Annotated in this window: 8 protein-coding genes; 7 read left to right on the forward strand and 1 reads right to left on the reverse strand. The window is 63.4% G+C overall.

What is annotated here, in order from left to right; all coding sequences use genetic code 11:
• The 7 genes from Q7T26_07510 to Q7T26_07540 all read left to right on the forward strand — a co-directional run.
• Nucleotides 1-249, forward strand: a 249-nt coding sequence (locus tag Q7T26_07510) for a TrpB-like pyridoxal-phosphate dependent enzyme (protein MDO8531998.1), incomplete at its 5' end; no start/stop codon positions are given.
• Between the two features lie 339 nt (nucleotides 250-588).
• On the forward strand, nucleotides 589-1116 hold the full coding sequence (locus Q7T26_07515) for a hypothetical protein (GenBank protein ID MDO8531999.1): 528 nt from the start codon (nucleotides 589-591) through the stop codon (nucleotides 1114-1116).
• A gap of 13 nt (nucleotides 1117-1129) precedes the next feature.
• Entirely contained in the window at nucleotides 1130-2626 is a 1497-nt protein-coding gene (gene trpE, locus Q7T26_07520; GenBank protein ID MDO8532000.1) for an anthranilate synthase component I, read from the forward strand.
• Entirely contained in the window at nucleotides 2623-3405 is a 783-nt protein-coding gene (locus Q7T26_07525; GenBank protein ID MDO8532001.1) for a glucose 1-dehydrogenase, read from the forward strand. The genes trpE and Q7T26_07525 overlap by 4 nt, the downstream gene beginning before the upstream one ends.
• Before the next feature lie 298 nt (nucleotides 3406-3703).
• Nucleotides 3704-4285, forward strand: a complete 582-nt coding sequence (locus Q7T26_07530; GenBank protein ID MDO8532002.1) for an aminodeoxychorismate/anthranilate synthase component II — start codon at nucleotides 3704-3706, stop codon at nucleotides 4283-4285.
• Nucleotides 4286-4370: 85 nt separating this feature from the next.
• Nucleotides 4371-4976, forward strand: a complete 606-nt coding sequence (locus Q7T26_07535) for a hypothetical protein (GenBank protein ID MDO8532003.1) — start codon at nucleotides 4371-4373, stop codon at nucleotides 4974-4976.
• 1 nt (nucleotide 4977) lies between these two features.
• Nucleotides 4978-5148 carry a hypothetical protein gene (locus tag Q7T26_07540; GenBank protein ID MDO8532004.1) on the forward strand — a complete coding sequence of 57 codons (171 nt, stop codon included), beginning with the start codon at nucleotides 4978-4980 and terminating at the stop codon, nucleotides 5146-5148.
• A 142-nt stretch (nucleotides 5149-5290) separates the two neighbouring features.
• On the opposite strand, the gene Q7T26_07545 is transcribed toward Q7T26_07540, so the two are convergent.
• Nucleotides 5291-7415, reverse strand: a 2125-nt coding sequence (locus Q7T26_07545) for a PAS domain S-box protein (protein ID MDO8532005.1), incomplete at its 5' end; no start/stop codon positions are given.

The following is a 7415-nucleotide window of genomic DNA, read 5'->3' on the forward strand; positions in this document are numbered from 1 at the left end:
CAGTTTGCGCGCACCGAGGGCATCATTCCCGCGCCGGAGTCGGCCCACGCCATACGGGTCGCCGTGGACGAGGCGCTGGCCTGCAAGCAGAGCGGGCAGCGCAAGACCATCCTGTTCAATTTGTCCGGCCACGGCCACTTCGACATGTCGGCCTACGACGCCTATTTCAGCGGCAAGCTGGAGGACTACGCCTATCCGAAGGAGAAGGTGGAGGAGGCGCTGAAGCAGCTGCCCAAGGTGGCGGTCTAGGAACACGCGGACCCTCACCCCCTGTGTCCCCCGCTCCCTTCGCAAGGGAGCGGGGGAGGGAATAAAGGGCCAGGGGACACCCCTGGAACCCCGGCGGGGGACTCTGTCCCCTGCACTCCTGCGGCGGGGGGTGACAGAAAAGACGTCCGTAGAGTGGCGTAAATCATGTCATTCCGAGCGTCAGCGAGGAATCTCCCCGGAAGGGATGTCCTGCGGGGGAGACCCCTCGCTGCGCTCGGGGTGACACAATAACAACCGCTCGGCCAGCTTGTGTGAGAGCTGGGCGACCGACATTCGCAATATGCAAGCGTTACGGATTGCTTTTGAGGGGGATATTTGATGAACCTCCCGCCGTCGCTCCTTGTAGATTCCGCTAGTCTCGCAAGCGCGGTACAAGACTCTATCACAACTAGTCCTATAACACTCGCGCGGGAGGGTGCACCGGAGCGCTGGCTGGTAAGTCATATCGAAAACGCTATCAAGAGGCTCAACCTGCCTGCCATCATTGAGAAGGAGGTCAATTACCCAAGGAGTAAAGAACGCCTCGATATGGTTCTGAAATTCCACGAGGGTGAAGTGTGGGTTGAAGCTAAGTATTTTGCTGCAGGCGCCGATGCTAATAAGAAGGACACCTTTAAACGGCAAACGCACTCGCTTGCTGAGGCGGTCCGCGACGGAGTTATAAAGCAGGCGCTTGCAATCGCAATCTTTGACTTTTATACAGAGAACCGGGTGAAGATCCTTTTATCAGAGGTTATAGTTGGGGACATATGGGCAAAACCACACGTACGCCTGTCACTTGACAGAAGGAGTCCCATAGCGCCATCGCTCCCAGTCTGGCTAGTTGTGACAAACGCAGCCACATAATAAGGTGATTCCTATGTACCGTCCAACCCTTGAGGAAGTGAAGAAGCTCGCCAGCCAGGGCAACCTGGTGCCGGTGTACCGCGAGATCATGGCGGACATGGAGACGCCCGTCTCCGCGTTCCTGAAGATAGCGCGGGGGCCGCACAGCTTTCTGCTGGAGAGCGTGGAGGGCGGCGAGCGCCTTGCCCGCTACAGCTTCATCGGCACCGAGCCGTACATGGTTATCAAGACCGGCCCCGGCCAGCCCGCCGGCGCGGTGGACCCCCTTGTCCAGGTGGAGAGGGAGCTCAAGGGCGTAAAGCCTGTCGTCGTGCCGGGCCTGCCGCGCTTCCTGGGTGGCGCGGTCGGCTACCTGTCGTACGAGACTGTCCGCTACTTCGAGCCGCGCGTGCCCGCGACCGAGCCGGACACGCTGGGCGTGCCGGAGTCCGTGTTCATGTTCACCGACACGCTTCTGGTCTTCGACCACGTGAAGCACAAAATCCAGCTTGTGAGCCACGTGCATACGGACGGCGACATCGAGCAGGAGTACATGGCGGCGGTGGCCCGCATCGAGTGGCTGGCGGAGCGCCTGCGCCATCCCCTGGAGCTGCAGAAGCGTCACGTCCCCGCGCCGTCGCCCGCCGAGTGCGCGCCCGTGCCTAACATGACGCAAGAGCAGTACGAGGCGATGGTCAGCTCCGCCAGGGAGTACATCAGCGCGGGTGACGTCATTCAGGTGGTGCTCTCCCAGCGCCTGCGGCGGCGCACCAGCGTGGAGCCATTCGATATCTACCGCTCCCTCCGGATGCTCAACCCCTCGCCGTACATGTACTATTTGCATCTGGACGATTTCGATATCGTCGGCGCGTCGCCGGAGCTGCTGGTGCGCGTGGAGGACGGCATGGTCGCCACGCACCCCATCGCGGGCACGAGGCCGCGGGGCAGGACGCCGGAGGAAGATGCGCGGCTGGAGAGTGACCTGCGCACCGACGCCAAGGAGCGCGCCGAGCACATCATGCTCGTGGACCTGGGCCGGAACGACATCGGACGGGTCAGCGAGCCGGGCACGGTGAAGGTGACAGAGTTGATGGGCGTGGAGCGCTACTCCCACGTGATGCACCTGGTCTCTCACGTCACCGGCAAGCTGAGCGCGGGGCTGACCGCCTACGACGCCCTGCGGGCCTGCTTCCCCGCGGGCACCGTCTCCGGCGCGCCCAAAATCAGGGCCATGGAGATCATTGCCGAGAAGGAGCCGGAGCGCCGCGGCCCGTATGCGGGCGCCGTGGGCTACTTCAGCTTCTCCGGCAACATGGACACCTGCATAACCATTCGGACGATCGTCGTCAAGGACGGTGTCGCCTGCGTGCAGGCGGGAGGAGGCATCGTGTACGACAGCACGCCCGTCGGCGAGTTCCGGGAGAGCCTGCAGAAGATGGAGGGCCCGCTCCGGGCCATCATTGAAGCGGAAGAGCAGGTGGCGGCGCACGCGGACGAGCCTCGGAGCCACCTGCGGAGGGCGGCGCGATGACGCTGGCGGGACGGGTCGCGCTGGTCACGGGCGGCAATCGCGGCATCGGCGGGGCGATCAGCCTGGCGCTGGCGCGCGACGGCGCGGACGTGGCCGTGCTCTACCGGCGCGAAGAGGCCTCCGCCCACGAGACCGCGGCGCACGTGCAGAAACTGGGCCGCCGCTGCGTGACGGTGCAGGCGGACGTGAGCGACTACGAGCAGGTGAAGGCCGCCGTGGCCAAAGCGACGCAGGCGCTGGGGACGGTGGACATCTTGGTACACAACGCCGGAATCGCGTCGCGGGGGCTGTCTATCGTGGACTCCGACCCGAAGGAGTGGCGACGGGTTATAGATACCCACATCTTCGGGGGCATGCACCTGGTCAAGGAAGTAGCCCCCGGGATGCGCGGGAAGAAGCGCGGCGACGTCATCTTCATCTCCTCCGCCGCCACGCTCCGAAGTCCTCCCCACTACTCTCCCTATCTGGAGGCCAAGGCGGGGCTGGAGGCGATGGCCCGGGCGCTGGCGAAAGAGGAGCGCAAGAACAACATCCGCGTGAACGTCGTCGCGCCAGGGCTCGTGGAGACGGAGCTGGGGCGGCGGCTGGTCAAGGGCGCGCTGGGCGTGGACGATATCAAAACTCTCTATGCGACGTATCCGTTCGGGCGCGTCTGCCAGCCAGAGGACGTCGCCGACTTTGTTGCGTTCCTGTGTTCGCCGGGGTGCCAGTACGTGTCCGGCCAGGTCATCTACATGGACGGCGGCATGGGCGGCGAGGTGCCGGTCAAGCCCACGTGAGAAGTGGCGTCCGACGGTCTGTCATCCCTCGCAAGGTGTCCCGTCGGGGAGATTCCTCGTCCTTCCCCGGAAGGACTCGGAATGACAGAGGACACCTGGGCTAACGTCATCGCGACCGCGGGGTTGCAAGGGGGCGCAGCCCCGTAGCCTGTCCTGAGCAAAGTCGAAGGACCGGGGGTCTGGGGGAGTCCCCCAGTTTCTACTCATTCCCCCTTCCTGTCAGGCCTGTCCTGAGCTTGCCGAAGGAAAGGGAGTTGGGGGGATGGTGACCAGTCCAGACAGCGGGAGGTGAGGAGCCATGCTCCTCCTGATTGACAACTACGATAGCTTTACCTACAACCTCTACCAGTACCTCTCGGAGCTGGGCGAGCGCGTGGAGGTCGTCCGCAACGACAAGGCCACCGTCCCGGACATCGAGCGGATGAAGCCCGAGCGCATCGTCATCTCGCCTGGCCCCTGTACGCCGAAGGAGGCGGGCGTCAGCAACGACGTCATTCGCGCCTTCGCCGGCAAGGCGCCGCTCCTGGGCGTCTGTCTGGGCCATCAGTGCATTGGCTACACGTACGGCGCCGTCGTGGACCGTGCGGGCGAGATCATGCACGGCAAGACGTCGCTCATCCACCACGATGGACGGGGGTTGTTCGCGGGCCTGCCGGACCCATTCGAGGCCATCCGGTATCACTCCCTGGTCATCCGGCGCGAGACCCTGCCGGACAGCCTGGAGGTCACGGCGTGGACGGACAACGGCCTCATCATGGGCGTGCGACACAAGCGGCACCTGGTGGAGGGCGTGCAGTTCCACCCGGAGTCCATTATGACTGGCGTGGGCAAGGACATCCTCCGGAACTTCCTGCGCATGAGCCAGCCCGTGCACGCCTAGCTGACAAGGACTCCCCGCTGGGCGTAGAATGACAAACGATCACCTGTCGCACTCCACACAGCACGCATAGCAGAAGGGGGATGCGATGATAGATTCCACGATGCTGCCGCTGGTGCTGGTCGTTCTGGTGGTTGTCCTGGCCATCGCCATGCTCGTGGTGGCGCTGACTCTGGCGCTGTCCACGCGGCGCTTCGCCCGCTACGCCGAGTACACGGCAGTCGAGACGTCCAAGCACGCCGCGGCCACCGCGCGGCTGGCGGAGGCGACCCAGCGCGCGGAAGTGGCTGGCGTGATGCCGGTGCTGGGCCTGCGGATTTTCAACGCCCCCACTGAGAAAGAGGGGGCGTTGCGCTTTGAGGTCAAGAACGCGGGCCTGGGTCCTGCGCTAAATGCTCAGTGTAAGGTGGAGGGCCTGGGGGTCACCAGCGAGGTCTGGGAAAGTCCGGCGCTTGGCCCCGGCGAATGGCTTGGGCGGCCGGAGGAGGCGCAGGTCCGGTATAGCAGCGTCATTGACAGCAAACGTCCGCCCATCTCAGAGGCGGAGATACCGCGCGTCAAGGTGTCCTACGAGGATGTGCAAGGCAACTCGTACGAGTCCCTGTTCGTGTGCAGGCATCCGGTCGTTGTGGGCCCGGACGGCGCGGTGCAGGGTCGGCTGGCGTTCCGCCGCATTCAGAAGGAAGCGGGGTAGCGTGGAGATAACGCCCCTGCAAATCATTGGGCTGGTCGTCCTGGTGCTGGCCGCGTACTTTACGCCGCGTCTGGCCCGCCGCTACTTCGAGAGGTTGGCGCAGCGGCAGGCGGAGTTGCTGCGCGCTCAGCGCGAGGCGGAGGAGCGCGGCGAGGGCGCACCGAAGCCTTAGAACCCATTCCGAAATTCGGCTTCATGGTTCGACCCTTCGGCTCTGCTCAGGGCAGGCAAGCTCACCATGAACGGAATAACCACCGCTCACCCTGAGCTTGTCGAAGGGTGAGCAGGCATTTTGAAATGACTTCCAGTTGCCCCTACTCCAGCTTGTAGCCCTTCTCTCGGAGTAGCTTCAGGCAGGCGTCTACCGCCCGCGCGTCGTACTTCGTCCCTCGCCCGTTTGTTATCTCCTCCAGAGCCTTCTCCAAAGCATGCGCAGGCCGGTAGGGCCGGTGGGATGCCATGGCCTCCACGACGTCCGCCACCGTGAGGATGCGCGTTTCCAACAGGATGTCCTGGTCTTTCAGACCCCTGGGATACCCCGAGCCGTCCATAAGCTCGTGGTGCTGGCACACAATATCCGCCACCGGCCACGGGAACTTGATCTCTTTAAGTATCTCGTAGCCGGTCTCCGGATGCGTCTTGATCAAGCTCATTTCGATATTGGTGAGCTTGCCCGGCTTGTTCAGTATCTCCGCGGGGACGCTGAACTTCCCGAGGTCGTGCATGGCGGCGGCGATGCGCAGCCCCTCGACGCGCTTGGCGGACAGGTCCAGCTCCACCGCAATGGCGACGCAGAGATGCGCGACGCGCTTCTCATGGCCCGCTGTGTAGGGGTCGCGGCCCTCGCTCATTCGCCCGATGGCCTCCGCCGTGTCATACAGGCCCTGCCGGATCCGCTCGGCGCTCTGCCGTGCGCTCTGCTCTACTCTCTTGCGCGCGGTGATGTCGAGGTGAATGCCCAATCTGCCCACTATCTCGCCCTCGGCGTTGCGCAGCAGCGCTGTGCTGACGCTGACGTCAACCTGCGAGCCGTCTTTCCGCAGACGCCGCGTTTCGTAGTCAACAAGTGGTTCTCCCCCCAACGACCGCTGACGCATTACCTCATGCTCCTCCCGTCGGTCCTCGGGTATCAGCGGAAGCGGCATTCCAATTATTTCCTGCGCGCTCCAGCCATACATCCGTTCGGCGGCCGGGCTCCACTCCGTCACGCGGCTTTCCTTGTCAATGACAAGAATCGCGGTAGGCGACGATTGGATCAACGCGTTCAGCTGTGCAGTTGTACGGGTCAACTTCGCCTCCGCTCGCTTGCGCGCAGAGATGTCCGTCATGACTCCAATAGTGCCGACCACGCGACCCTGCTGGTCATGGATCGGACCCACGGCAACGTTGACGTCAACCAGCGACCCGTCTTTCCGCAAGCGTTTGCCTACGTACCCGGTGACGGTCTCGCCCCGCAACGCCTGCTGACGCAGGGCTTTAACCTCCTCGGCTTTCTCCGGAGGAGTCATGGGAAGCGGCTTGCCGATGACCTCGTGCGCGGTCCATCCAAAGATGCGCTCCGCGGCGTGGTTCCAGGCCGTTGCTCTCCCTTCAAGGTCAACAGTTATGATGGCCGAAGGAGATGCGGTCACCAGTGTGCGCACGGTCTCGTTCGCCATGCGCAGCTTCTCCTCCGTCCGCTTGCGCCTCGTGATGTCCGTCATGACGGAAACAATCCCGGTAACGCGCCCCTGCGGGTCACAGACCGGACCGAAAGAAACGCTGACGTCAATCAGCGACCCGTCTTTCCGCAGGCGTCTGACTTCGTACCCGGTGACGGTCTCGCCTTGCAACGCCCGCTGACGCAGGGCTTTAACCTCCTCGGCTTTCTCCGGAGGAGTCATGGGGAGCGGCTTGCCAATGATCTCCTGCGCGGTCCATCCAAAGATGCGCTCTGCGGCGCGGTTCCATACTGTCGCCCTTCCCTCCATGTCAATGCATATGATGGCGGAAGGAGATGCGGTCACCAGTGTGAACATGGTCTCGTTCGCCGCGCGCAGCGCCTCCTCCGTCCGCTTGCGCTCCGTGACGTCTTGGGTAAGGACAATCAGGTGTGGCTCTCCCCCAATGTCCACATGAGTAGCTGACAGAACCCCCCACGCCAACTCGCCTGACTTTCGGCGAAACTGGGCTTCGAACATTGAGACTGGCTTGTTTTCACGCAGGGCCTGGACGATATTCAGGCGGTCTTCGGGATTGACCCAGACGTTCAGGTCTTCGGCTGTCCGTCCGACCACTTCTTCCCGTGTGTAGCCCCACATGCGGAGAAGGGTATCGTTGACATCCACCATGTGGTTGTCAGATAGTCTGGTCATGATGATGCCCACTGGGCTGGACTGAAACGCTTTTCTGAACCGCTCCTCGCTCTCTCGCAGAGCTTCCTCCGCCCGCTTGCTGACG

This window comes from Dehalococcoidia bacterium, assembly GCA_030648205.1.
Classification (GTDB): Bacteria; Chloroflexota; Dehalococcoidia; order JAUSIH01; family JAUSIH01; genus JAUSIH01.

What these genes read in the sequence shown, in the direction of transcription:
- Q7T26_07515 (MDO8531999.1), top strand. Translation starts at nt 589, where the DNA reads ATGAACCTCCCGCCGTCGCTCCTTGTAGATTCCGCTAGTCTCGCAAGC.
- trpE (MDO8532000.1), top strand. Translation starts at nt 1,130, where the DNA reads ATGTACCGTCCAACCCTTGAGGAAGTGAAGAAGCTCGCCAGCCAGGGC.
- Q7T26_07525 (MDO8532001.1), top strand. Translation starts at nt 2,623, where the DNA reads ATGACGCTGGCGGGACGGGTCGCGCTGGTCACGGGCGGCAATCGCGGC.
- Q7T26_07530 (MDO8532002.1), top strand. Translation starts at nt 3,704, where the DNA reads ATGCTCCTCCTGATTGACAACTACGATAGCTTTACCTACAACCTCTAC.
- Q7T26_07535 (MDO8532003.1), top strand. Translation starts at nt 4,371, where the DNA reads ATGATAGATTCCACGATGCTGCCGCTGGTGCTGGTCGTTCTGGTGGTT.